This window comes from Cryobacterium sp. TMS1-20-1 (genome assembly GCF_004402355.1).
GTDB lineage: Bacteria > Actinomycetota > Actinomycetes > Actinomycetales > Microbacteriaceae > Cryobacterium > Cryobacterium levicorallinum.
The window spans coordinates 20172-44209 of the sequence record NZ_SOGF01000037.1; the positions used below are offsets into that span (position 1 = coordinate 20172).

Below are 24038 nucleotides of genomic sequence, written 5' to 3' on the forward strand. Positions count from 1 at the left end.
AAGACAACTGAGTTGAGCAGCACCGAACGGAGCCGACTGAAGCACCGCGTCCGGAGCTTGGACGTAGGCGCGCTCGCGGGCCAGGTCCTTCGGGGCCGGGTGTCGCTGAGACGAGCTGCAAGCGACGAGGCCAAGAGTCGTTTCGTTTCCGTGCTGGTCAGTGAGCTTGGCCTCTCCGCTGGCGGCGGACTGGGCGTAGTGGTCGCACATGACGCCAGCCGAGCGGCCAGAAGGTCTCGTCTGGGCCTCGATGACTCCGGCGATATTGCTGTCATTGAAGGCGACGAGGTACACCGCCGAGTGCTTGAAGCCCTGGCTCTCTACACCTACGGCGATGCGCGCGAATGCTCAGCCGCGACCCAATGGATCACCTCTGCCCAGGAAGGCGTATGAATGACCGCCCGCTGATCAAGATTGACGCTCGATCGAGCCAATGGGAAGAACCACCCTGGCCGTCGGCCTTCGAGCTCGCGCGCCTGCTTCCGCAGGGCTCATGGACACTCGTTGGTGGCCTCATGGTGAAACTTCATGCTGAGCTGGCTGGGCTGCCGGCCCCGCGCACGACTGTAGACGTGGACTCTGCCCTTCACCTCGAAACCCGGGCGAACACTTTTGCCCAGGCAGCCACACGTTTGCAGGGAGCTGGCTACGTCTTGGACACAACAACCAAGCACGCATATCGTTTCGATCGAGGACCAGATCGCGTGGACCTCATGTGCTCAGACCGTCAATCCACGTGGAAACGCCCCCGCTACGACGGCCGCCCGCTGTTCGGAATCCCCGGAGGGACCCGCGCACTGCAGCAGACAATCAACATTGATGTATTGACCGAAGCGGACACGGTCAGGCTCGTCATCCCGACTGTCCGTGGCGCGCTGGTACTCAAAGGAGGTGCCTATCTGGAAGACTCCCGAGATCGAGGCAGACACGCTGAAGACGCAGTGGTGCTTCTCGCCTGTATGGATGATGCCCGCGAGGCGCTGATCGGGCTGAGCCAACGAAGCCGCCGACGGGTGCGAGCACTTGTCAATGTACTGACCGAGCAGACAGGGCCTTGGGCCAACCATGATGACGTCGTTCAGGCGCTCGGACGTGAAACGCTCGCCGAGTTATCGGAGCTGCTGGGCAAGTAGTCAGTCGTGAAGCCACACGGCATCGTGGTGACCTCGAGCAATGAGATCGTCAACTCTGGCTCCTCCCTGCTGTCGCTGTCGCGCCACTGCGGGTCCGGGTGGCAAGCCGCACTTAACTGTCGCTCGGTCGTCGAGCGGGAGTCGCGGCAGCACCGGTGAATACGCTACCGAGCGGCGTCTGACTGAGGAGGTACGCGAGTGACCATGCCACCACGAGAACAATGACGAAGTGCGCGACCGGGGGCATATAGAGCGGGATCTTGCTCAACAACAAAATGAATGCACTGTGGGTCAGCACAACCGCGAGCCCGACGGTGGCCGCCCGCGTAACAGCTCCGGCAACCCGTGGCCTGATGGAAGCAAACACCCTTTGAAATAAGAGGACGAGACCTGCAGAGATGGCGCTGGCAACCACGACGCTCACGACAGGAGTGCCAAAATCACCCTGCTTCATGTCTAGTGGCTGCGAGAGGCCGGTGACGATGAGGGCTGCTGAGCCGGCCAGGAGGGCCACTGAAACCCAGCCCCTCGACCTGAGCCGCGGGGCGATCCGGCGAAAGGAAATGCCCGCGAGGATGAAGATCATGGCGGGCACGGCAACGCCCAGCGAGAAGGGGACGGCGGTCAACGCGTCGGGGGCGAGGTAGGCGACGGTCAACCCGGCAACGGCAACCGCCCAGGGTAGCCAGACGGGAAAGCGCTGCAGTGCACGAAGCAACAGGCAGGCGCCGAAGAGCGCGGTAACGAACCAGAAGGCGAAGAATGGTGCGCCCATGTAGGAACCGCCGAGCAACACGTTACCTACGTGCAGAGCCTGCCCGTTTGCCCAGAGGTACGTGCCGTAGACGGCGCCGATAGCGAGCAGCCACGCGACGTAGGGCACGAGCAGAGTGCGTACCCGCTTGCTGAATTCGACGCCCAGCGTGCGTTCGTTGGCCCAGAGGTATCCGCTGAGAAAGAAGAACACGGGAACGTGCCAGGTGTAGAGACCCATGCGGGCGATGTCATTGCTCTGGTCCGACCAGACGTGCCCAGCCACGATGGCCACAATGCCGATAACGCGCAAGCCATCGATCGCGGCCGAGCGCATTCTTGTACTGTCCACCTGGCGAAGCCTAGGGCTCCGCGCTTCCAGCTCGCTGAACTTCTTCTGGCGAGCCGCACGCTCGCGCCACCCCGGGGCAGATTTTGCACCCTGACCCCTTTCCCCTAACCGTCGAGCAGTGAGTTGAGCCGGTTGCAGCCGACGCGCGACCTTAGGGGCTCGGCGGAGCGATTTTGATGGAGAGTAGTTTTTCTTGGAGCACTGCACCGATGCTTTCGCTGTAGGTCGCGGTGAGATGACCGGAGTCGGCGTACACGGCTGATGTGCCGACAAAGGCGGGGCACAGAGCGTCAATACAAAACCAGGGCTGGGTGTTGATGAAAGTGGTGCCTGCCGTAGTTGCGGCGCTCGTTTCGGCACGGAGGAGAAGATTGAAGTCATCCTGAATCGAACGGATGCAATCACCCGGTTGAGACAAGGGGGTGTAGCAGGACTGCAAATTCTGGGCACCGGGCGGCGGCATCAGGCTGACCTTCGACGCGCGGGCAGGCAGCTCGGCGAGCGCGGCCGCGTAGGCAGCGGTCCACTCGGATTCCGCGACCGGCCCTTCCGCCTGAGACGCAAGTCGTTTGATGGAGAGAAAAGAATCGGAGAGGATGATCAGGTCCGGGTCGAGCTGCTGCACCTTCTGCTGCGCCCAGTCGGTGAATGATGCGCACGCGGTAAACACTGTGTCTCGGGCGGCCGGGTCGAAGACATCCGTTCTGGCAATGGGGCAGCTCTCCTTGGTGAGTGCCTGTACCGAATAGCCGAGGGGTTCCAGCGCCGAGATCACGGCCGGAAGCCAGCTGGTCGCGATGGAATCGCCCATGACGACCGCGGTGCGGGTGGGAGCGGATGCTCCGTAGGAACACAGATCGAAATTGCGGGCCGTGACGTTCAGGCATCCGTTTTCGGTCCATTGCGGCACTCGCTGATCGGCCAAATTGACGATCGGCGGGTTGAATTCGGGCCAGGTTGACGCCGATAACGCCGCGGAGAGCTGCGCCTGCACGGCATCGGCCTGCGGAGAGGTGGAGGGGCCCGTCGTGGGAGCCGGCGGAACGTAGCCGGCTGCGGGGTTGGGTGACAGCGACGGGAGAATGGCGAGGACGACGACGCCCAAGGCCAGGAGCGAGGCACCGGCCAGCCCGTTGCGTTTCATGGCCGGAGCGTACTGTCGCCGCCAGGCCAACCACTCGGATCGGCGGCGATGGCGACTCATCTTGCCGCCCAGCCACGGTGATTTGTGCAGGGGCAGCTCAACCAGGTTGTAGGCGAGCGCCGACAGCACCGCGATGGCCGCGACAACGACAACGGAGTACACCGGCGACGATGGCCGGATCAGGGTGCCGGCGAAGATGATGACCGGGAAGTGCCAGAGGTACAGGGAGTAGGAGATGTTGCCGAGGTAGCCGCTGACCCGGTTCGTCAGCGGAAAGAGGAAACGTTGTTCGCCTCCTATTCCGGCTGCAAGAACGAGGGCCGTGGCGACGACGGGGAGCACCACCCACGGCGCGGGGAAGGGCATGGTGCCGTTGATGACGAAGATGGAGACGATGATGCCGAGCAAGCCCACCCACGCGAGAACGGGACGCATTCGGGCCGGCAACTGTGACCACCACGGCGCCGTGATGGCGATGAGCGCGCCGACGCCGAGTTCCCAGGCCCGGGTGAGGGTGGAGAAATAGGACAGGGTCGGGTTGGCCTGCGTGTCGAACATGGCCCAGACGAAGGACGCGCCGATGATGATGGCCATGACGAGGCCGGTAACCAGGCGTCGACGGTTGACTCCTACCTTGGCGGCGAGAATCAAGACGGCCAGCATCAGCCACGGCCAGACGAAGTAGAACTGCTCCTCGACGGAGAGCGACCAGTAGTGCTGCAGGGGGGAAACGGGGCCATCCGCCAGGAAGTAGTCGGTGCCGGTGGCTGCGAAGTGCCAGTTCGCGGTGGAGAAGAACGCCCAGATCGCATCCCAGAAGGTCTGGTAGAACCGGCCCCGGTTGAACAGGAGGAGTGCCGTACCCACGGTGACCAGTAAGACGAGCGTCGCTGCCGGGATAATGCGCTTGATGCGGCGCTGATAGAAGACGGTGAACGAGATGTGGTTGGTGCGCTCATGCTCACGCAGCAGGAGTCCTGTTATGAGAAAGCCGCTGATGACGAAGAAGACATCGACGCCCACGAAGCCGCCGGATGGCCACGCCCAGATATGGTCGAAAATGACGGCCACGACGGCGAGCGCACGGAGCCCCTGGATGTCGGCACGGACGCCGCTCGTGACAGTCGGCGCGCGCCGCAGCTGAGCGGTGGATGACATTGTTCTCCCTGTGGTCGGGGCAGTGTGCATTCAGCGCTGGATGCGTGATGGTCCTAACGTGTCGAGGGTAGCGGATTGTGAGGGTTGCTCGCTATTCGTGCGCGAACTGGGGGCATCCGACTCGCCGATCGAAGCGCGAGCTTACGAGCGATCGAGATCCCGGACGAAAGGTCTCGATCGTTCGTTTCTTGCGAAACGACCAGCGAACAGGGGCTCGCGTCTCGACCAACGCGGGGGCGGGGCGGTCAGCGGGAGAGGCCGCTAACGGGAGTCGCGGGGCGGCCAGATGCCGTCGCATCCGTTTTGGAGACAAACGAATTGCCACGTCTCTCCGTCGGAAACAGCCCCCATGCGCATCAGGCAGCGGGGGCAATTGGGCGGGCTCAGCTCGAGCGGAGCATCGCTGGCCAGCTCGGCCTCGGAATAGGGCGGCCCGAAGTAGAGCTGCGTGCAGCCGAGATTCGTGCAGCCGTAGTCATAGCCGTCACCGTGCCAGGCAACCTCCATGGCGTCCCCGCATTGCGAGCAGAGGCGCGGACGTTGCACGTCTTGCTTCTCGAACAGCCACGAGACGTTGTCGTCCATGGAGTGAGACTAGTCCCGCTGGCAGGGGTGTGCTGGGGATTCTAGGAACTGTGGAGAAGTGGGCGCCGCACACTCGGGGGAACTAGAGCCAGGACTGGCCGGCGTCGGTGGAGCGCAGGGTGAGGTCCCCGATCCAGAGCCAGAGGGTATCGTCGGCGGATGCGACCGCAATGTTTGCGGCCAGCTCGGCGGGAGCTTCGTCGGTGGCGTAGCAACCCGTGGTGCTCGCGCTCAGTGCAGCGGTCTCGGTGGCAGGGTCGGTGGCCGGGTCAGCGGCTGGGTCGATCACGCTGACGTCGACGACGCTGAGGCCGAGGCACGCGACCGAGGCGGCGTCCGTCGACGAGGCGGCAGGCTCCCCCGCGGCCAGGGCGATGTAGCCCAGGTCGGTGGCGGTGAGGGTGAGCACTCCGGGGACGGTCAGGGGCGCTGACCAGGAGGCGGCGGCATCCGTTGTGGCGAAGATGCGTGCGTCGGCGCAGAGAACGGCGGCGGAGTCAGCGTCGGCCGGACTCGCGGCGAGGGCGACGACCGCGTCGCACGGCGCCGAGGCCAGGCCGTCGGGTCCGTGCACGGCGGCGCGGTCGGCCGGGTCGACGTACCACGCGTCGTCGAGCTCGTCGGGGTAGCTGGAGTAGTTGTCTCCGGCGACGAAGGTCTTGATGAACTGCGGGGCGCAGTCTTCGTCGAGGCCGATGAACTCGGCGACCGATTCGCTCTGGGCGGCGATGGACTGCAGGGCGGTGGCTCCGGAGCGGCCGGTGGCATCGGTGGCGGTCCAGCTGGATCCGGAGTCGGTGCTGAGTTCGGGTGCGGCCGGGGCACTGCAGTTTCCGGTGCTGGCACGCCAGGCGGCGGTGGCCGAGACCGCGGAGAGCAGGCGGGCTGCCGGCAGGGGCATCACGGCTGGCGCGACTGTTGGCGAGGCTGTCGGGGTGGCGCTCGGCACGGGAAAAGCGGATGCCGTGGCGGCCGGCTCCGAAGACGCATCGACGGCAGCATCAACCGAGGTCGACGTGAGTGCGCTCGTGATAAGCACGGCATCGATGAGCAGGAAGAGTCCGATAGCGGAGTAGGCGATGATGCGACGCCGGCGGGGGTGCTGGGTCATCAGGCTCCTGCCGCGATCAGGGCGGCGGTGATCGTGGTGACGGAGGCGTTGATCGCCGCGGCGGCGCGGTCATAGACGGCAGCGGGCTGGCGGTAAGGGTCCTCGACGTCGTCGAGGGTCGGCGGGTTGGGCGAGGGGTGGAGGCCGCGGGTCGAGGCGACGGATGCGATGAAGGCCGGGAAGTCGAGGCCTGTTTGGTCGTCAGCGCGGGAGGCGTCAGCGGCGAACGCGGTGCCGTCTTCGGCATCCGCCGGGGCCACCAGGCGGGCGAACTGGTTGAGAGTGAAGGTGTAGCGAGTGGCTTTGGGCAGCAGAGTGACGACATCCCGACGATGATCGCGGGTCGCGGTGAGCACGAGGTCGGCGTCGGCAATGAGCTTCTCGGTGAGCTGCCGCGCGACGTGCTCGGTGTTTGACGCCCCGTACTGCAATGACAGTGCAGCGGCCTCTGGGGTCATGGCGCTGCCGCTCATGGCGCGGGTTCCGGCGCTCGTGACCACGGCGTCGATGCCGGCGCTGCGCAGGTTATCCCGCAGCAGCTGCTCGGCCAGTGGCGACCGGCAGATGTTTCCGGTGCAGACGATGAGGATGCGGGCGGTCATGCTTTGGCCCTGGATCGGCGCAAGTAGGCGGGAGCGATGGCCTCCTCGGGGGCCGGACCGGTGTCGCCGTAGGTGTGCCCGTAACCGTACTGGCCGTAGTGGCCGTAACCGTAGGCATCCGGTCCCTTGGTCGGCAGCATGGTCATGACCACGCCGCTGATCGGAGCGCCGACCTTGTCGAGCGCTGCGATGGCCCCGGTGAGCTGGTTCTTCTGGGTACGGCCCGCGGCGACGATGAGAATGGCGCCGCCGACACTCTTGGCGAGGATGGCGGCATCTGTCACGGGAAGCAGCGGCGGGCAGTCGAAAATGACCACGTCGAAAGTGTTGTTAAAGTCCTCGATGATCTGCGCCATGCGCGACGACCCGAGCAGCTCGCTCGGGTTCGGCGGGATATGCCCGGCGGGCAGCACGAACAGCTGGCCGCGGCCCCAGGGCTGAATGACATCCTCGAGTTCGGCTCGGCCGACGAGCACGTCGGTGAGGCCGACACCGCCCTCGATGTTCATGTAGTCGGCGACGCGGGGTTTGCGCAGGTCGGCGTCAACGAGCAGAACGCGGGTGCCGGCATCCGCTAGTGAAATGGCCAGGTTGGCACTCGTGGTGCTCTTGCCCTCGCTCCCGATCGAGGAGGTGACCACGAACGAGCGGTCGACCCGCTCCACGTCGAGGTACTGCAGGTTGGTGCGCAGCGTGCGAAAGGACTCCGCGCGGGGGCTGCGCGGGTCGGCGTGCACGATGAGCGGGCGCTCCTGCGCCTTCGGGTCGAACACGATGCCGCCGATGATCGGCAGGTCGGTGACCTGTTCCACATCGCGCTGGCTGCGAATGCGGGTGTCGAGCGTTTCGCGCAGCACCGCGAGGCCGACGCCGAGGGCGAGGCCCACGAGCGCGCCGAGCGCAATATTGAGGGGAACGTTCGGGGCGACCGCAACGGACGGAACGCTGGCCACCTGGATGCGGGTCAGTTTCACGGTGGGCGCCCCGGTGACCGCGTCGCGCTGCTCGATCTCCTGCACGCCAACGGCGAGGCTCTCGGAGACCGCGTTGGCGATGTCGGCGGCGCGGCGCGGGTCGTCGTCGGTGACGGCAATGTCAATGATCGCGGTATCGAGCGGCGCCGACACAGCGATGTCCTTGGCGAGTTCGGCTGCGGTCTGGTCGAGCCGGAGGGTCTCGATGACCGGCAGCAGCACCAGCGGTGAGACCGCGATGCCAGAGTAGGTCTTGACCCGAGCGACCGTGAAGCTCGCGCCCTGGACGAGTTCGCTCGTGCTGCCGCTGGACTGTGTCGATACGAACACCCGGCTCGTCGCGCTGAACGTCGGTGTTTGCAAAATCGAGAAAACGGATGCCGCTGCGACGGCCACGAGGGTCAGCGCCACGATGAGCATCCAACTCTTCTGAAGGATGCGGATGTAGTCGCGGAGTTCCACGCTGCTACCTTTCGTTGCGAGACAAAGTTGCCAGCCAGTAGCTTGACACAGGTGAATGGGCCACTTGGTTGCGCAAGCGGCCCACAATCAGGGGGTGAGCTGTCGAATCAGGCGGTGGTAGCGCGGCGGCGCAGGGTGACGCGGAGGGTGATGACGAGGCCCAGGCCGAGCAGTAGTGCGCCGGCGGCGCTGTAAATGAGTGCGGTCGGAACGTCGAATCCGGCGGTGGCGAGGCTGGCTCCGTCGGCGGCAACGACCGTGATCGTGGCGGTGCCGATGTTCTGCGAGCTGTCTCCGATGGCGGTGAGGGTGTAGGACCCGGTGGCGTCGCTGGGCAGGGTGACCTTGAGGTCGAGGGCGCCGGTACTAGTGGCCGCCTTCCGGGTGTCGACGGTAGCGGCACGCAGCGTGGCCAGGGTGGCTGAACCTTCACCGGAGACCGCGATGGACACCTGTTCCTCGGCGGTGAAAGCGTCGTCATCGAACGCTACCGTGACGGTGCTGCCAGCGCTCTGGCTGCCGGACACGGTGATGAGGTCGGCGGCCACGTAGCCGACGGCGTGCGCGGCCACTGGACCGGCGAAAACGGCGACTCCGACGAGCGCGAGCGTGGCAAGAACTTTTCTAAACAAGACGAATCCCCCGCAGTGCATTGTGTTGCTTGAACGCTCTGGGCGAACCCCTAGCAACTGAAGTCTAGTGATGCCGTGTCGTTGAGCGCGACCAGTGGGGTACTGCGCAGCTCGAGATCGCCGGAGAACGGCGCCGCACCGAGCCAGTTGAAGAGCAATACGGTGCTTTCGCCGGGCGCCAGTTCGAAAACCAGCGAGGTCACCGGATAGCTGGCATCGGTCGCCAGCACATGTTCGGCGGCGACGCCGTCCCGTGTGACACCGAGGTTGTACATTCTCGGAACACCGTAGGCCGAGACCTGAGTCTTGATGTTGCCGAGCGGCACCCCCGAGATGCCGCGGCCGGTGACGTAGATGGGAAGGGAGGTGGCGGCATCCGCTGGTGCCGTGTTCGTGACGGTGACCTCGAGCGTGTATTGCGGGCGCCGGTCGGTGCGGCAGGTCTGCTGGCCGATGGCGGTTTCGACGTCGAGGTAGAAGTCCATTTTCGCGCCGGAGAGGTCGTTGAGGTAGAGGCCGAATCGGTTCGTCGACTCGTCGCTGACCGGGCGGCCGCCGACCAGAGTGGTGTCGTCGAGCACTGCCTGTTCGGCCTCGTCGGCGTTCCAGACCAACACGCGGTGTTCGGCTCCGGCGCGAGCGAGCGCACTGATGAGTTTGGTCGGGTCGGCGCGGCCGCTCTTGACGGCGTCGAACACGGCGCCGGCGGCGGCCGCGAAGAAGATGTCCTGCTGCTTCAAGTCGTCATAGCGCGCGTACACGTCGCGCAGGAGCAGTGACACCGCGTTGTCGGCGGTGAGTTCGTCGCCGGTGGCGAGGGTGATCGGGCCGGTGGCATCGAGCAGGTAGCTGAGCGCAACCGGGTCGATCGAGAGCACGCCGTTGGCTTCGAGGCCGAATTGGAGGCGCCACATTTCGCGGGCGAGGGCTCCGGTTTGGGCGAAGTCGGGCGTGAGGCTAACATTTTGGATGTATTCGCCGGTGATGTCCCCGTAGATGAGGGTCGTGTCGTCGCCGAGCGGCAGCACCGGGGCGGCAAACGGGTCGAAGTCCTCAGCGGTGGCCTGCTGGGTGAGTTCGACGCTGCCCTGATCGGTATGCACCAAGGCTAGAGCGCCGGGAATGCCGCCGGTCGCGCGCAGCTCGGCCAGGTTCTGAAACAGCAGAATGTAATCGCGCGGCTCGCTCGCGCCGAGCATGGCCGGCAGCAGGGTGACGGCGCGGTCCATGGCGTTCAGGCTGCTTGAGGTCTGCTCTGTGACGGTCTGCAACCGGGTGACCGCCTCACGCACGACGGCGAGCACACTGTCGGTGTCGATGGAATTGACATTTTCTGTGGCGCGGGCGAGGGCGGTGCTGGCCTGTTTAACTGGCGGCTGTGCGTCGAGCAGGGGTTGCAGGGCGATCGATCCGTCGATGGGCTTGAACGCGTTCAGGTCGAGGGTGCCGGCCAGACCGGCCAGCGGGGTAACGGCGTTCTGGGCGACATCGTCGACGACGACGGCGAGTTCGCGCACGGCCGTGAGATTCGGTCCGAGAAACGGCAAAAATTCGTAGCCGCGCCAGATCGGGTCGCTCGTGCGCGACCGCGCTATTGCCGCGAATTCGGCCAGGTCGGCGGCGGTTTGGGCCGCCTGTTCACCGTTACCGGCGAGGATTTGGTCCTGAATGGTCGACGCGAGCGGCACGGCAGCTTCGAGGGCATCTTTGGCCTGCAGACCTCGAACGCCGACCCAGGCGGTGGCCGCCACGACGAGGATGAGCAGGCCGAGGACGACGAGCCCGACGATGCTGCGGCGGCGCGTGGGGGGTGTGGGGGGTGTGGGGGGCGAGGCGGCCTCGGGAGTGACGGGCACAGGCCGTGCAGCCTCGGGAACTTCGGGCACAGCGGAGGCTACGTCGGCCGCGTGCGGCGCGGGGTCGTCAGAGTCGAATGCAAGCCGTGCCGAGTCTGGAGGGGGCATGGCCCTATTCAAGCAGAGCGCGGGACTGGCCAGGACTGACGCGCGCACCTGGGCACGCCCCGCTCGGGCTGGCTAGGACTTGACGCGCGCGCCGCGGGCGCGGGCCGGTTCAGCCGGGATCGAGGGCGCAATGGCCTCGGGATCGCCTTAGCTGTAGCCGTAGTGGCCGTAACCGTAGGCATCTGGGCCGCTGGTGGGGAGCATGGTCAGCACGAGGCCGGAGATCGGGGCTCCGACATTATTGAGAGCGGCGATGGCACCGGTGAGCTGGTTCTTGTGCGTGCGACCGGCGGCCACGACGATAAGGGCGCCACCCACATTTTTGGCGAGGATGGCGGCATCCGTTACCGGCAGAAGGGGCGGTGCGTCAAAGATGACCACGTCGAAGGCCCGATTGAACTCGGCGATGAGCTGCGTCATGCGGGTCGAACCGAGCAGTTCGCTCGGGTTGGGCGGTACGTGACCGGCGGGGAGGACAAAGAGCTGGCCCTTGCCCCACGGCTGAATGACGTCGGCCAGGTCGGCGCGGCCGATGAGCACGTCGGTGAGGCCGACGGCGCCCTCGACGTCCATGTAGTCGGCGACCTTGGGGCGGCGCAGGTCGGCGTCGACGAGCAGCACGCGGGATCCGGCGTCGGCCAGGGCGATGGCGAGGTTGGCGCCCGTCGTGCTCTTGCCCTCGCTCTCGATCGAGGAGGTGATGACGAAGGAACGGTCGACGCGGCCCACGTCGAGATACTGCAGGTTGGTGCGCAGGGAGCGGAACGACTCGGCGCGCGGGCTGCGCGGGTCGACGTGCACGATGAGCGGTCGTTCTTTGGCCTTGGGGTCGAAGACGATGCCGCCGAGAATGGGCAGGTCGGTGAGCTGCTCCACGTCGTGGGTGTTGCGAATGCGCGTCTCGAGGGTTTCGCGCAGCACAGCGATGCCGACGCCGAGGGCCAGCCCGACGAGCGCTCCGAGGGCGATATTGAGCGGCACGTTGGGACTGACCGGTGCGATCGGAACGGTCGCTTCCTGCGTGAGGGTGAGCTTGACCGGCGAAGTCGCGTCGGTCGTGTCCGGAGTTTCAATCTCCTCGACGACGCGGGTGAGGCTGTTAGAAATCGCGTTGGCCGTGTCGGCAGCCCGCACCGGGTCGGTGTCGGTGACGGTCACGTCGATGATCGAGGTTTCGAGCTGCGCGGCGGCGGCAACCTTCTTGGCCAGCTCGGCGGGCGTGATGCCGAGGTCGAGGCTGGCGATGACGGGCAGCAACACGATCGGCGTGGTCGCGAGTTCGGCATAGGTCTTGACGCGCGCGACCGAGAAGTTATTGCCCTGGGCGAGGTCAGCGGTGGACCCGCTGGACTGCGTCAGGGTGACCACCTTGGACGTGGCGCTGTACTGTGGTGTCTGCAGAATCGAATAAGTGGATGCCGCGCCAACGGCCACCAGCGTGCACAGCACGATGAGTACCCAGCTCTTGCGCAGAATGCGAATATAATCGCGAAGTTCCATGCTTGGGTGATCCCCTCGTGTCGAGGAATACAACCCGTACTGCACCGCACGAACGTGCGGTTCCCCTCTTCTGAGGGTACCGAACTTTGGGACTCGCGCCGACCGGCGGTGGGTGCCGGTAAATTGGGCTTTATGGGGAAAGTGGTTGTGCAACAGTCTGTGAGCGTTCTCATGCCGGCGGGCTTCGGCCTTGTGGTGGCCATTGTGCTGCTGATATCGGCCGATTCCACGTCGTTCGGGGACGCGAATGTGGCCAATTTGTTGGGGTACCTGTGCGTGTGGGTTCCGATGTTGGTGGCGATTGGGGTGGCCGGGGCTGGCCTGGCGCGTGGCGGCTGGGGCTCGGCGCTGGATGGGCCGGGTCCGGCGGATCGCCGCGACGCGGCTACGGCCGCGTCGGCTTCAAACCCGACGGGGGGTCGCGACTCTGCTCCTGCTGGGGCGGGCGGGGACGACGCGGGGAACGGCATCCGTTCTGGAAAAAGCCTGCTCCGGCTATCGATTCGGCCGATCGACCTGATCTGGGGACTCGGGGTCGGCCTGCTGGCTCGCACGGTGGCGAGCCTGATCGAGATTCTGGGCTTCGGCAGCATCGGAACTGCCGGCGCCACCTTCGGCGAGACCGTCTACGACGGCTGGTGGCTGTTCGGCGCGCTGCTGGCCCCGGTGCTGCTGGCTCCGTTCGTGGAGGAGCTGTTCTTTCGCGGGCTCGTGCTGCGGGGCGTCTATGCGCGAGTGGCGACGCTCGGCGCGGCGCGCTGGGCGGCGCCGATCGCGGTCGGCGTGAGCGGACTGATGTTTGCGCTCATGCACCTCGTGACGATCGACCCGGGAAACACGGCGACCGTGGTCGTGGTCGGAGCCTCGACCCTGATTTTCGGGCTCGCCGCGGCCGGGCTCGCGCTGGCAACCGGACGAATCGGCGGCGCGATCGTGGCGCACGTGACGTTCAACGGGCTCGTTATCGTGCCGGCGCTGCTGGGGATCTGAACCTCTTGTGCGTGGGGCGCAGCCTGCGCGGCACAGGCCCCCGCAGGCCAAGATTGCCGAGCACCAGGCGCGCACCTTCGCCCTGGCGGGCGGGCCCAAGGATACACGAAACGCCCCGACACCGTATGGTGGTCGAGGCGTTTCGGTGAGCGGCCCTGAGGCTACTCGAGAAAGCTAATTACGCGGCAGCGTGCTGACGACGAACCGACATACGCACGAGAACGAGTGCGACGCCGAGAACGAGAACGCCAGCGGCACCCCAGATGACGAGGACCGGAGCGTTGAAGCCGGTGGAGGCGAGGCCCGTGTCGGTGCTGACGGCAGCAGTTCCAGCGTCGGCGGCAACGACGGCGAGCGTCGCGGTACCGACGATGCCGGACGTGACTCCACGTGCGGAGACGGTGTAGTCGCCGGTGGCCTCGGCGGGAATCGCCACGGTCACGGTGACGGCGCCGGCGCCGGTGGCCGTCTTGGTCAGCGACGAGGTGACGGCGGTCTTGACGACCGATAGGACGGCGGTGTGTGAACCGGTGACCGAGAACTCAACGTCTTCGCCATTTGCGAAGGCGCCGTCGTCGAAGGCGACGGGCGTGGACTCGCCGGCTACCGGAGCAGCCGCGACGGTGATGAGCGTGTCAGAAACGTACTCGGCGGCGTTGGCGGCCGGCGCGAAGGCGAAGACGGCGATGACGGCGAGTGCCGCAGTGGCCAGGCTTTTCTTGAACATGATGAGGGTCCCCCCGGTATTTGGATGGTGTGTACGCCGTAGACGGCGAGTCCCGGCAGATCATCTTGAAATACCTAGGTGGCTCTCAGGTTAGTGGGAACAGTGGTGCAATACACAATCTGGTTGCAAAAACATTCGGTTAACGGGCAGTAAATCAAGGGTTTCACCCTGAAATGGGGGTTAACGCCTCCCGCGCGTGGGCCTTTGCCGCTTGTAAGGAGCATCCTGTTCGTTTGCGGATTTGGAACCAGAGCGCCTGAGATTTCGGCGACGCGTGCGTGCAGCGTTGGGGCGCTGGCTTACTCCGGTGCCGGACGGCTGCGGTTATTGAGCACGCCGTGACTCTCTTCGAGGTAGCAGCTGCCGCAGAGCGATTCGTAGGTGACCTCTTCGCCGTCGATGGCCACCTGGTCGCCGTCGAACACATAGACGCCGTCGATCTGGCGCCCGTTGAACACGGCCTTGCGTCCGCAGCGGCAGATGGTCTTGAGCTCTTCGAGGCTGTGGGCCACTTCGAGTAGACGGCGACTTCCCGGAAAGGCGACGGTTTGAAAGTCCGTGCGGATTCCGTACGCCAGCACGGGCACGTTCTCGAGAATGGCGATGCGCAGCAGGTCGTCGACCTGGGTCTCGGTGAGAAACTGGGCCTCGTCGAGCAACAGGGCGCTCACGTCACGGCCGGACTCTTTCAAGACCTGCGCGCGGTGCTGCTGGAACACGGCGTAGGCATCCGTTTGCGGGGTGAGCAGAAAATCGACGGCGCGCATCACGCCGAGACGGGAGAGAATTCCGCGGTCGCCCTTGGTGTCGACCGACGGTTTGGCGAGCAGCACGTGGTGGCCGCGTTCCTCGTAGTTGTATGCCGCTTGCAGCATAGAGGTGCTCTTGCCGCTGTTCATGGCGCCGTATCGAAAGTACAGTTTCGCCATTAGATGCCTTTGGTTGAGTTTGAGCCGCTGCGGTCAGCGTCAAATTCTAGCGTGAGAAGCGGATGCCGGCTGGTCACGCGCACCTGGGAGAAGACGGCGCGGAGCACGCTGAGGTACGGGCGCAGGGCCCGGCGGCGCTGATACGGGGGCAGCGAGATTCCGGCCTGGATGGTGATGGTGTCGACGGCGCGTGCACCGGTCGAGCGCGATCGGGGCTTCAGCTGCGCTTGTGCCTGGGCCTGGGTGCGGGCCTGCGCGGCGGCTTGCTCCTGGGCGGCGGTCACGATGGCGATGGTCGTGGTGTCGGTGGCCGGGGTGGGGAGGGCTCCGCGGGTACCGAAGGCCTGGGTGACCTGGGCGGTGTCGGCGGGGGCGGGGCCGGACCCGTCGATTTGCACGACGAGGCTGGTCGGATCAAAGCCCTTAAGGGTGCAGAGCGCCACGAGGATAGCGCCCGCGGCGGCACGCTGGTCGGAGTCGAAGGCGGTCGCTCGGCGCTCGAGGTCGGCAATGACGCAGAGCGGGTTGACGCCGCGCTCGGTCAGTCCGGCGCGCTCACGTTCGATCAGGTCGTCGAGCCAGGTGTGGTCGACTTCGGCCACGAGCACCCGACGCACCTGGAAAGCGAGGGAGCGGGCCCGCTTCACGTCGGCGGCGGTGAGCGCATCCCGCTCGAGCACATCGGCCAGGAACGGCAGCACATCTGCACCGAGGTTCTTGACGCGATGGTCGACGACCTCGTGCGCGAGGAGGTCGCGATTCTCCTCGGTGCGCCCGCGGATCGCGCGGCGGGCATCCGTTTGCCAACGGTGAATGGAATTGACGACCTGGCGCGAGAACGCGGCGGCGGCGAGGCTGGGCGCGAGCACCTGGGTCATGGCGATGATCGCGAACAGGGCGGGCGGGGTTCGCACGCCGAGAAAGGGCGATTGCCCGAGGGCGGTGGCGCCGACGATGATCGCTGAGATTCCGCCAAGCGCGAGGATTTCTTTCCACGGCCGGAACGGAGCGAGGGCGAGCAGCAGCAGGCCGAGTCCGATCGGGGCGAAGTCGTCCTGGATCATGCCGTTGTACTGCCAGGCGCTGGCCGCGGCGAGCACGTGGGCGACCAGGCCGAGGGCCACGACGACGATCGCACGGCTGCGGGTGAACGGGGCCAGGTCGGGGCGCGCCGACCAGACCAGCACGGCGGCCGCGATAATGAGCGCGGCGACGGCCGAGACCGCGAGCTCCTCAATTTGGATTTCGTGCGGACGCGACACGGTCGCGGCTATCGCGTAGGTCACCACGATCAGGGCGACAACCGGGGCGATCGGCCAGGCGGCCAGGCCACCGATGGGGTCGAGACGCTGCTGTGAAGCGGATGCCGGTGCGCGCGGCCGGCGCGGTGTGGGGGTCGCGCGGGTCATCGGGGGTTCCGGGGGGCGGGGGTGGCGTTGCCGTTGGCCGGGTTGGCGTTGAGGCTGCCGGGCCGGACCGGCGTGTGGTGGGTGGGCAGGGTTGGCTTCGGTTTGATGCTGGGGGTTTCGGCCGGCACGGTCAGTCGCACGCTTGCGCCGGCGCCCGGGCGGCTCCAGATCAGCACGGATCCGCCGAGCTGCTCGATACGTCGCCGCACGGACTGCCGTAGACCGAGCCGGTCGGAAGCGGATTCCGATTCCGTGAAGCCGCGGCCGGCATCCGTTATGAGGAGTGAAATAGTGGTGCGGTCAGACTCGATGGCGAGTTCGGCGGAGTCGATGCCGGCGTGGAGGATGACGTTGACGAGGCATTGCTGCACGGCGAGGCCGACGTCGCGATCGCTGCCGGCGTCGAGGCGAGCGAGGGCGTCACGGTCGCCGGTGACCTCGACTTTCAGCCCACGATCACGGCAGCGTTCGACGGCGGTGTAGACGGCGCTGGAGCGCCAGGCCGGGCTTGGTGTTGGCGCTTGCTCGTGGACGGTTGGCTGCGGTGACGTGGTCGTGCGGGCGTCGATATCGGCGAGCCAGTTGGTGTCGTGCAGGGTGGTCAGGGTGTCTCTCAGGCTGGCTTTGAGGCCCGGCGAGAGAGCGCCGGGTTCGGCCAGGGAGAGCGCGACGAGCTGGGAGACGGTCGTGTCGTTGAGCAAAGCGATGGCGCGGGTGTCGAGGGCATCGCGCAGCTGGCGGTTGGCGCCGTCTTGCACCGCGCGGTGGATGGCGGGTTGGGCGGCGTTGCTGGCGCGGCGGTCGATTCCGGCGAGCACCATAACCCCGACGAGTACGAGGTAGGTCGAAAGGGTGAACAGGTCGGGCTGGTAGGGCTGGTAGGGCACGGTCGCGCCGACGATGGCGAGGAGCGCAGCCGCCTCGGCGAGCAGAAACGCCGCGGTGCTCCAGAGCACGCCGGCGAGGGCGGTGGATCCCGCGCCGCCGACCATGACGAGGGCCATCTTCGGCAGGGCGACGAGGAACATATTCGACGCGGGGAATACGTCGGGTACGCCGAGCACGGTGGCTGTGAAGACGTAAACGCCGAGGGTTCCAACGAGCAGATAGGCAACGGCCAGCGGGATGCGCCGATGCCGGGTGAAGAGGATGAGCGGGGCTGCCATGGCGGCCACAACCACGATGGTGATCCAGAGTTCGGGGGTACTGAGGCTCAGGATACTGACTGACAGGATCGCGGCGCTAAAGCAGGTCAGCGCGAACCAGTGCGCGGCCCGTGCGATGGCGCGTGCGAGCGTGCGCTGGACCAGGTGGCCGGGTAACCCTAGAGACATATTTCCCCCAATAGGTAAGTATGCCATCGGGGTGGGTAGGGGTTGGGTGCGGGGAAGGCAGTGATGGGGTCAGAACAGGGTCGGGGCCAAGTCGGGCGGGAGTTCGGCGGCGATCAGGGAACGGGGCGCCTCCGTGCTCCCGGCCCACCTTAGGGAACGGGGCCCATGATCCATCATGGGCCCCGTTTCCGGGCCCGGGCCCGGTGAACGGGCGGGGGTGAAGGCGGGCGTCCGGCGGGCGGCGGGCATCCGTTCTGGGGAAGACGGGAGAGCGCTGGAGCGGAGGCCGCCGGTCGCGGGGTCGACGATGCCGCGTTCGAGGCCGTGCGCGCGAATGAGCGGCTTGATGCGCGCGGCGAGCCAGGTGCGGTACTCCTTGGGCGCGTATTGGCCGCCGGCGTAGAACTCGAGGTAGCGGGCAACCAGCTCGGGATGCTCGCGGTCGAGCCAGCGCAGGTACCAGTCCTTGACGGCGGGCTTGAGGTTGAGGCCGGAGTAGAGCACGCTCGTGGCTCCGGCCGCCTTGGCCTGCCGCAGCGCCTCATCGAGGTGCGCGCGGGTGTCGGTGAGGAACGGCAAAATGGGCATGAGAAAGACGCCGCAGTCGAGTCCCCGTTCGCGCACCGCGGTCACAGTGGCGAGGCGAGCCTTCGTCGTGGGAGTTCCCGGCTCGACGGATTGCTGCAACTCATCGTCATAGATGGCAATTGACATGGCCAGGTCGACTGGAACGTGCTCACTCGCTTCGACGAGCAGGTCCAGGTCGCGGCGCAGCAGTGTGCCCTTGGTAAGAATGGAGATGGGGGTTTTGCTGTCAGCGAGGGCTGCGATGATGCCGGGCATGAGTCGATAGCGTCCCTCGGCGCGCTGATATGGGTCGGTGTTGGTGCCGAGCGCCACCGGATGCCTCCCCCAGGTGGGCTTGCCGAGTTCCTTGCGCAGCACCTCGGCCACGTTGACCTTGACGATGATCTCGCTATCGAAGTCTTTGCCGGCGTCGAGGTCGAGGTACTGGTGGGTCGGCCTGGCGAAGCAGTAGGTGCAGGCGTGGGAGCATCCGCGATAAGGGTTGATCGTGTAGCCGTACGGCAGCGCGCTCTGACCGGGTACGTGGTTAAGCGCCGACTTGCACAGGATCTCGTGGAACGTGATTCCGGCGAACTCGGGCGTCTGCACGCTGCGTACGAGGTTATTCAGGCGGGCGAGTCCGGGCAGGGCGCCGACCTGTTCGGTCTGTAGTTCCTGTGAGCTCCACCGCATGGCTATAGTCGAACACAAGTTCTAGGAAAGTGCAAGTGATGCCAGAAAAAACCGCACTGAAGCGGATGCCGCAGCTCGCGTCGCGCCGAAACGGTCGCGGACGCGCGTCGCGGCACTCGTTCGAGACGCGGGCACCCCGACGCAGGGGTGCCACGAGTGCCGCGAGCTCGGCCAGCGCTGCGGGCCCCAGCGAGAGCGTGGCGGGCAGGCGATGGGCGGGCAGCGGCATCCGCTTTCGTGCTGACGAGGGCGATTCGCACTACTGTTTCAGCATGCGCACACCGACGGCACCCGCGTGACCCGGCTGCGGCGCAGCGACCCGACCCGGCCGGGGTATTCCCGGCGGCGCGCGGGCACGGGCTTCAGCTACCGCGACCCGGCCGGGCAGAAGGTCACCGAGAAGCAGCTGCGGCAGCGGTTCACGGAGCTAGCGATTCCGCCCGCCTGGACCGACGTGTGGATCTCGCCGCACCCGAACGGGCACATCCAGGCGATCGGCCTCGATGCGGCCGGGCGCCGCCAGTACATCTACCATCCGGCCTGGCGCGAACAAAAGGACCGCCTCAAGTTTGAGCGCGCGTTGGAGCTGGCCGCCTCCCTGCCCCGGGTGCGTGGTCAGGTGACCCGGGATTTGCGCGGGGACAGCGAGCCGCGCGCGCGGGCCCTCGCCGCGGCATTTCGCATGCTCGACCTCGCCTCGTTGCGCATCGGCAGCGAGCGTTATGCCGACGACTACGGTAGCCACGGGCTCTCCACCCTGCTCTGCTCGCACGTGTCGGTGCGGGGAGACGTGGTGCGGCTGGACTTTCCCGCCAAGAGTGGCCAACAATTTCAAGGCGTGATAACGGATGCTGACCTCGCGACCTATCTGCGTGCCCGCCTGCGCGAGCGCCCGGCTGCCCCGCTACTGTCCTGGGTGGTCGACGGGGAGGAGAGTGCTCTCTCGGCCGCCGATATCAACTCGTTCATCAAGGAACGCACCGGCGGCGAGTTCAGCGCGAAGGACTTTCGTACCCTGCGGGGCACGGCCGCTGCGGCCCAAAGTCTGGCCCAGAGCCTCGCGCAGAATCTGAGGGCGGCGGCTGGCATGACCACGCACGAGGATGAGGCGAGCAGCGACGCGGGGACAAAATCGGGCAGCGCTGGGAGCAGGGCGAAGGCCAGCACCGCCGGGAGCGGGACAAAATCCGGCACCGCCGGGAAGGGGGCAAGGGACGGCGCCGCCGGAGCCGGCACGAAACCCAGCACTACAGCGACGGCGACCGGCGTTGGGGCCGTGCCGGCAGCATCCGCTTCACGGCAACCGCGGGCGGCGTCGCGCAACCGTCGCGCCGACACCCGTGCCATTGCCGAAGCGATGCGGCAGGCGGCCGCGGTGCTCGGCAACACCCCCGCGATCGCCCGCACGAGCTACGTCGACCCGCGCATCGTGGATCTGTTTCGCGCCGGCGAGACCATAGACCCGGCCGGCCGCGTCTCGGCAGAGACGGCACTGCGCACGCTCGTACTTGGTGACGATGTTTGAGAAACGACGCTTAAGAATGTCGCACGTTCGCGGTATAACTTGAGTGCCGCTCAGCTGATCCGGCCGCTGTCTATAAGAAAGGTATGCCCGTGACCCACGACTCTGACCCCGTTGAAGAACCACCCCTGGACATTCCTGAGCCGCCCAATACTCCCACAAACCCCGACCAGCTCGTTGGACCCGACGGCCCGGCGCAGGAACATGCCGGCTCAACTGATGAAAGCACCGTAGCGGCCGTTCCGGTCGCCAGCGCCGAGACCGGTCCCGGCGGCCCCGCACCGAGCGATGACGGCTCTGCGGCCGGAGAAGCCGCCACAGCCAGCCCGGTCGAGCCCGACAACGAACCGAACCTCGACGATATCGACCCCGCCGACAACCCATCGAACCCCGATCTGGTCGGCCACGATATCGATGGAGAAGCCCCCAACCTCGCCGAACCAACCGCCTAACCCCAAGGAGTCCCCCATGAAGGGCAAGTTTCTGTTTCTCGCCGGCACCGCGACCGGCTTCGTACTCGGATCCAAGGCCGGTCGCCAGGCCTACGACCGCATCGCCGCAAAGGCCCGCCAAATGTGGGGCGACCCCGGCACCCAGAAGGTCATCTCGCAGGCCGAAGGCATCGCGCGCGACGCCGCCACCGTCGCGCAGACCAAGGTGAGCGGTCTGCTCGACCAGGCCGAGGCATCCATTAAGAAGGAGGAGCGCAAGGCAAATCCGACCCCGGATGCCGACGGCCACGACCTGTAAATCCTCCACGACGCCGACGCCCCGGCTGGAGTCCCGGTAGGGGTGTCCGGCCGGGTGGTCTCCCGGGCGCCCGCGCCGGTGATTAGTCCCAGTCCCGTCCTTGATATGGGGCCAGGCTCGTGGTTGGGCACCGGGTCGCGTTGCGGGCCAAACGCCTGGTGTATCAGAGCGACCGACTCGGCGACGGGCGCGCTAGTCGGTGACGCGTGAGCTCACGGGCTCGGTCGGCCCAAATGTGGCGGGAGGCTCGGGCGCACCCGGCACCAGAAAGCTGGATTGGGCGCGGTCGAACGAGGAGTAGAACCAGCGCGTGTTGAGCACGCCGAGCTTGGTCACTCCGTAGGCACCCCCGATTTGTTCGATGATTCCCATCAGGGCGGCCGGGTCGCCGTCCGGTAGTGCGGGATCTCGAACCAGCCATTCGGTGGGTGTGAGCTGGAGGATGCCGAGTTGCGATACGCGCAGGTTCTCCGCATCCGAAACGCCATTGTTCGGGTTCACTTGCCGCCTCCGGGCCGCTTTGGGACCGTCAGGTAGCCCCACTCACTCCTTCACGGGGTTGACGGGGTTGACGGGGTTGACGGCCCCCTCCTACGTGACTCTCACGAAACGCCCATCTACCAGGCCGCGAGAGTGCAAAAAGTGCCCGATTGAAGGGTTCAATCGGGCACTTTTTGCGCTTTCGCGCGAGGGTGCTAGTTGCTGAGGTGCAGAACCTCAGCGGTGGCGGCGAGGGACGCGGCGGCAGCTGCGGGGTCGTCGGACAAGCGGGTGCCGTAGCTCGGAATCATCTGGCGGATGCGCGGCTTCCAGCCCTCGATGCGGTCGGGGAAGCAGCGGGCCAGCAGGTCCACCATGATTGGCGCGGCCGTCGAGGCTCCCGGCGAGGCACCGAGCAGTCCGGCGATCGAACCGTCGGACGAGGTGATGACCTCGGTGCCGAACTGCAGCACTCCGCCGAGCTTGGCATCCTTCTTCATGACCTGCACGCGCTGGCCGGCCGTGATGAGCTCCCAGTCCTTTGAATCTGCGGCGGGAATGAACTCACGCAGGGCCTTGAGCTTGGCGTTGCGCGAGGCGAACACCTCGCCGATCAGGTATTTCATCAGGTCGAAGTTGTGACGCGCGACCGCGAGCATCGGCCCGAGGTTGTGCGGGCGAATGGAGAACGGCAGGTCGAACCAGGTGCTGGTCTTCAGGAACTTCGGGCTGAATCCGGCGTACGGGCCGAACAGCAGCGACTTTTCGCCATCGACCACGCGGGTGTCGAGGTGCGGCACCGACATGGGCGGGGCACCCTTGGCCGCCTTGCCGTAAACCTTGGCCTGGTGCTGGGCGACAAGCTTGGGGTTGTTCGTGCGCAGAAACTGGCCGCTGATCGGAAAGCCTCCGAACCCCTGAATTTCAGGGATTCCGCTCTGCTGCAGCAGCGCGAGCGCGCCACCGCCGGCGCCGACGAAGACGAACCGCGCGTTGATGGTGCTGCGGGTCTGCCCGACCTGACGCAGCAGTTTGAGGTTCCACGAACCATCCGCTTTGTGCCCCAGGCCGACGACCTGCTCGTTCATGTGCATGTTGACCCCCTGCTTTTCGAGGTTGTCGAACATGAACCGGGTGAGGGCGCCGAAGTCGACGTCGGTGCCGCTCGCGATGCGCGTGGCGGCGATCTTCTGGCCAGCCGGACGCTTGCGGGTGAGCAGCGGGGTCCAGGTGCCGATCTTTTCGACGTTGTCGCTGAACTCCATGCCGGCAAACAGCGGTTCGGTGACGAGTGCGGCGTGCCGCTTGCGCAGGTACTCCACGTTGGCTTTGCCGTGCACGAAGGTCATGTGCGGCGTGGAATTGATGAACTTTTCAGGCTCCGGCAGGGCACCAATAGAAACGAGGTGCGCCCACAATTGCCGGCTGATCTGGAACTGCTCGTTGATCACAACGGCCTTGTCGGCGGTGACCGAACCGTCTGCAGCCTGCGGCATGTAGTTGAGTTCGCACAGCCCGGCATGCCCGGTGCCGGCGTTGTTCCACGGGTTCGAGCTCTCCTGGGCCAGTTCACCGAGGCGCTCGTACACCTCGATGCGCCAGTTGGGCTGCAGCTCCTTGAGGAGCGTTCCGAGGGTGGCACTCATGATGCCGCCACCAATGAGGACAACGTCGACAGTTCCCTGAGAATTCACACTGTCGAGTGTATCGCTGCAAGCGGATGCCCCTGACCCGACCTCCGCTCAGTGCGGGTCACCACACCGACCGCACTGGCCGTGGCATGGCAGAGGGCCTCGGCCACTTCGGCCGCTGAATCGAGTCGGCGGGTGGCGCTGAGAATGTTGCTGCCGAGCACGACCCCGTTGATACGGCGACGCATGTCCCACATGGTGCGCGGCACGATAGCGACGAGGGCCAAAACGAAGCTTCCCAGCAGGGTACCGACGGCAGTTTGGATAGCGGTGCGACCTTCTCCCGGTGTGGGCAGGCCGACCTGGGACCAGTAGGTCGAGGCCGTGCGCACCGGCACAATTCTGCTGCCCAGATCTTCGAGTACCCCGGCGACGGCCAGGGGAAAAAAGACGAGGCCCAGGATGCCGAATACTCCGAAGGAGACGCGCTGCAGCACGCCCCAAATCTTTCTTCGGCTCACTCAGTCAAAGCCAACGCAACTTACCCCCGGAGGAGGGCCGGAGCGGGGGTATTGGTGCGGGTGATTGTGTGGGCTTGCGGCGCCGGTATTGGGCCGTACTGGGCCGTACTGGGCC

General features: G+C 66.2%; 23 protein-coding genes. 6 read left to right on the top strand and 17 right to left on the bottom strand.

All coding sequences use genetic code 11. The features are described 5' to 3' along the window. The first annotated feature begins 99 nt into the window (after positions 1-99). Complete coding sequence (locus E3O45_RS08000; RefSeq protein WP_134442923.1) at positions 100-393, top strand: hypothetical protein; 294 nt, start codon at positions 100-102, stop codon at positions 391-393. After that, positions 390-1133: a hypothetical protein gene (locus E3O45_RS08005; RefSeq protein WP_134442924.1), complete on the top strand. Its 744-nt coding sequence runs from the start codon at positions 390-392 to the stop codon at positions 1131-1133. Before E3O45_RS08000 ends, E3O45_RS08005 begins: the two co-directional genes overlap by 4 nt. Before the next feature lie 112 nt (positions 1134-1245). Here the strand turns inward: E3O45_RS08005 and E3O45_RS08010 are convergent, their stop codons facing one another. The 9 genes from E3O45_RS08010 to E3O45_RS08050 all read right to left on the bottom strand — a co-directional run bounded on the left by E3O45_RS08010 (position 1246) and on the right by E3O45_RS08050 (position 12370). Further along, the gene (locus E3O45_RS08010) at positions 1246-2238 is read right to left on the bottom strand and encodes an acyltransferase family protein (RefSeq protein ID WP_166789436.1); all 993 of its coding nucleotides are present in this window, start codon (positions 2236-2238) and stop codon (positions 1246-1248) included. 151 nt (positions 2239-2389) lie between these two features. Continuing rightward, on the bottom strand, positions 2390-4540 hold the full coding sequence (locus tag E3O45_RS08015) for an acyltransferase family protein (protein WP_166789437.1): 2151 nt from the start codon (positions 4538-4540) through the stop codon (positions 2390-2392). 261 nt (positions 4541-4801) lie between these two features. Beyond that, positions 4802-5125, bottom strand: coding sequence for a hypothetical protein (locus E3O45_RS08020; protein WP_134442927.1), 324 nt, complete (start codon positions 5123-5125; stop codon positions 4802-4804). Between the two features lie 82 nt (positions 5126-5207). Continuing rightward, a complete protein-coding gene (locus tag E3O45_RS08025; protein ID WP_134442928.1) occupies positions 5208-6236 on the bottom strand; it encodes a hypothetical protein in 1029 nt (342 codons plus the stop codon). After that, positions 6236-6838 carry a low molecular weight phosphatase family protein gene (locus tag E3O45_RS08030; RefSeq protein ID WP_134442929.1) on the bottom strand — a complete coding sequence of 201 codons (603 nt, stop codon included), beginning with the start codon at positions 6836-6838 and terminating at the stop codon, positions 6236-6238. Before E3O45_RS08030 ends, E3O45_RS08025 begins: the two co-directional genes overlap by 1 nt. After that, positions 6835-8274 (bottom strand): polysaccharide biosynthesis tyrosine autokinase, encoded by a 1440-nt coding sequence (locus E3O45_RS08035; RefSeq protein ID WP_134442930.1) that lies wholly within the window; start codon positions 8272-8274, stop codon positions 6835-6837. The genes E3O45_RS08030 and E3O45_RS08035 overlap by 4 nt, the downstream gene beginning before the upstream one ends. A gap of 107 nt (positions 8275-8381) precedes the next feature. Then, entirely contained in the window at positions 8382-8906 is a 525-nt protein-coding gene (locus E3O45_RS08040; protein WP_134442931.1) for a hypothetical protein, read from the bottom strand. 50 nt (positions 8907-8956) lie between these two features. Further along, a complete protein-coding gene (locus E3O45_RS08045) occupies positions 8957-10870 on the bottom strand; it encodes a DUF4012 domain-containing protein (RefSeq protein WP_134442932.1) in 1914 nt (637 codons plus the stop codon). 147 nt (positions 10871-11017) lie between these two features. Continuing rightward, positions 11018-12370 (bottom strand): polysaccharide biosynthesis tyrosine autokinase, encoded by a 1353-nt coding sequence (locus E3O45_RS08050; protein ID WP_134442933.1) that lies wholly within the window; start codon positions 12368-12370, stop codon positions 11018-11020. 147 nt (positions 12371-12517) lie between these two features. Between E3O45_RS08050 and E3O45_RS08055 the strand changes: the two genes are divergently transcribed. Then, positions 12518-13360, top strand: a complete 843-nt coding sequence (locus E3O45_RS08055; protein WP_134442934.1) for a type II CAAX prenyl endopeptidase Rce1 family protein — start codon at positions 12518-12520, stop codon at positions 13358-13360. Between the two features lie 178 nt (positions 13361-13538). On the opposite strand, the gene E3O45_RS08060 is transcribed toward E3O45_RS08055, so the two are convergent. From E3O45_RS08060 to E3O45_RS08080, 5 genes are all read right to left on the bottom strand, one after another. Further along, entirely contained in the window at positions 13539-14087 is a 549-nt protein-coding gene (locus E3O45_RS08060) for a sortase (protein WP_134442935.1), read from the bottom strand. 299 nt (positions 14088-14386) lie between these two features. Then, a complete protein-coding gene (locus E3O45_RS08065) occupies positions 14387-15016 on the bottom strand; it encodes a thymidine kinase (RefSeq protein ID WP_134442936.1) in 630 nt (209 codons plus the stop codon). After that, complete coding sequence (locus E3O45_RS08070; protein WP_134442937.1) at positions 15016-16425, bottom strand: hypothetical protein; 1410 nt, start codon at positions 16423-16425, stop codon at positions 15016-15018. Before E3O45_RS08070 ends, E3O45_RS08065 begins: the two co-directional genes overlap by 1 nt. Further along, on the bottom strand, positions 16422-17759 hold the full coding sequence (locus E3O45_RS08075) for a sensor histidine kinase (protein WP_134442938.1): 1338 nt from the start codon (positions 17757-17759) through the stop codon (positions 16422-16424). The genes E3O45_RS08070 and E3O45_RS08075 overlap by 4 nt, the downstream gene beginning before the upstream one ends. Before the next feature lie 69 nt (positions 17760-17828). Then, positions 17829-19019 carry an Rv2578c family radical SAM protein gene (locus E3O45_RS08080; RefSeq protein ID WP_134442939.1) on the bottom strand — a complete coding sequence of 397 codons (1191 nt, stop codon included), beginning with the start codon at positions 19017-19019 and terminating at the stop codon, positions 17829-17831. Between the two features lie 295 nt (positions 19020-19314). On the opposite strand from E3O45_RS08080, the gene E3O45_RS08085 reads away from it, so the two are divergent. The 3 genes from E3O45_RS08085 (at position 19315) to E3O45_RS08095 (ending at position 21291) form a co-directional block, all read left to right on the top strand. After that, positions 19315-20544, top strand: a complete 1230-nt coding sequence (locus E3O45_RS08085) for a DNA topoisomerase IB (protein ID WP_134442940.1) — start codon at positions 19315-19317, stop codon at positions 20542-20544. Positions 20545-20633: 89 nt separating this feature from the next. Further along, the gene (locus E3O45_RS08090; protein ID WP_134442941.1) at positions 20634-20993 is read left to right on the top strand and encodes a hypothetical protein; all 360 of its coding nucleotides are present in this window, start codon (positions 20634-20636) and stop codon (positions 20991-20993) included. Between the two features lie 16 nt (positions 20994-21009). Further along, on the top strand, positions 21010-21291 hold the full coding sequence (locus E3O45_RS08095; protein WP_134442942.1) for a hypothetical protein: 282 nt from the start codon (positions 21010-21012) through the stop codon (positions 21289-21291). Between the two features lie 192 nt (positions 21292-21483). On the opposite strand, the gene E3O45_RS08100 is transcribed toward E3O45_RS08095, so the two are convergent. The 3 genes from E3O45_RS08100 to E3O45_RS08110 form a co-directional block, all read right to left on the bottom strand. Then, the gene (locus E3O45_RS08100) at positions 21484-21792 is read right to left on the bottom strand and encodes a hypothetical protein (protein ID WP_134442943.1); all 309 of its coding nucleotides are present in this window, start codon (positions 21790-21792) and stop codon (positions 21484-21486) included. 194 nt (positions 21793-21986) lie between these two features. Further along, entirely contained in the window at positions 21987-23465 is a 1479-nt protein-coding gene (locus E3O45_RS08105; protein WP_134442944.1) for a malate:quinone oxidoreductase, read from the bottom strand. Beyond that, positions 23462-23923 (bottom strand): hypothetical protein, encoded by a 462-nt coding sequence (locus E3O45_RS08110; RefSeq protein ID WP_134442945.1) that lies wholly within the window; start codon positions 23921-23923, stop codon positions 23462-23464. The genes E3O45_RS08105 and E3O45_RS08110 overlap by 4 nt, the downstream gene beginning before the upstream one ends. Positions 23924-24038: the final 115 nt, after the last annotated feature.